This is a genomic window from Nodularia sp. UHCC 0506, assembly GCF_034931045.1.
In the GTDB taxonomy this organism is placed as follows: domain Bacteria; phylum Cyanobacteriota; class Cyanobacteriia; order Cyanobacteriales; family Nostocaceae; genus Nodularia.
The window spans coordinates 1-1,028 of record NZ_JAYGHH010000052.1; the positions used below are offsets into that span (position 1 = coordinate 1).

2 protein-coding genes are annotated in these 1,028 nt (G+C 42.8%); both read right to left on the minus strand.

What is annotated here, in order from left to right; genetic code table 11:
* Window positions 1-260: 260 nt before the first annotated feature.
* On the minus strand, window positions 261-584 hold the full coding sequence (locus tag VB654_RS21220; protein ID WP_323215785.1) for a hypothetical protein: 324 nt from the start codon (window positions 582-584) through the stop codon (window positions 261-263).
* A 2-nt stretch (window positions 585-586) separates the two neighbouring features.
* A partial coding sequence (locus VB654_RS21225; RefSeq protein ID WP_323215786.1) for a GIY-YIG nuclease family protein occupies window positions 587-1,028 on the minus strand: 442 nt, incomplete at its 5' end.

Consider the following 1,028-nt stretch of genomic DNA (forward strand, 5'->3'; position numbering starts at 1 on the left):
TATGACCACTTTAACAGCTTCTACCCCAGCTACAACCTCCAAGACACGCAACGATTACGCAGACGGACATTTTGATGCTGCTACCCACGCACCCGCAAAACAAACCACTGGGGAATACTACGAGGGCTATTTGAATTACACCAAGGAAACTGGCAAGGCTCCATTCTAGAATTAAAAAGCAAATTGCAATAATTCTTTGATATGCGGACGGCTTGAAGGATAATCCCCCAAGCCGTTTTTTTAGTATTCACTTGTTAAAATTACTGACTCATTAGAACCTGCTTAATCTCCTCCACTGAAATCGAGAAAAATGAAGTCCCGTCAAAAGTATGCAGAACAATATAACGATAATTAGCGAAATCTGCCCCCTCTCCCCTTATCCACTGCCTTAGCGCTAAGGATAGCTTCTCAAGTGGGGAAAACTCAATAGAGCATCCGTCCGCATAATCTTGATAAACTACTGCCCCCGGTGTTATATTTCGCAGCGCTAGATTTAAGATTGAGGCAGACAAAATTCCTTGCTGATTGTCCCTCTTCTTGCCATAGTTGGGGTCTTGAGACTTTCTTCTCTTAGCTTCACCCATGATTAATTACTCTCTTTATTAATTCTTAGATTAAAAACTTCTGCCTGACCTTGACTCATGATCATGCTGCCAATTGTCCCCACTGCCACTAATGCCACCAAGCAAGCTGCAATCAGTCCGGCTGTAGATATTCTGGGAACATCAACCCGCACAGCATAACGAGAAAATGCCCAGTGTACTAGCGCTAAATCAACAGGGTTTAAATCAAACCATTCACGGCTTTTTATTAAATCTTTCACCTGAGAATTTTTGAATTGTTGGTGTAACTGTCCTTCGACTTCTGCCATGTCTTCTACATAAATTGTGGACAGAATTTTAATATTGCACGGCGGCTGATTGCTCAGAAAATTCTGTAACCGTAGCTGTGGATTGCGAGATAAACCAATTTTACAGCGCCGCAAATAGCAGCCGGGGATAATGCCGTGGTATCCCTCAGCTTCCATT

Bases quoted from the DNA above. Each gene is read 5' to 3' on its own strand.
- VB654_RS21220 (WP_323215785.1), bottom strand. From the start codon at position 584: ATGGGTGAAGCTAAGAGAAGAAAGTCTCAAGACCCCAACTATGGCAAG.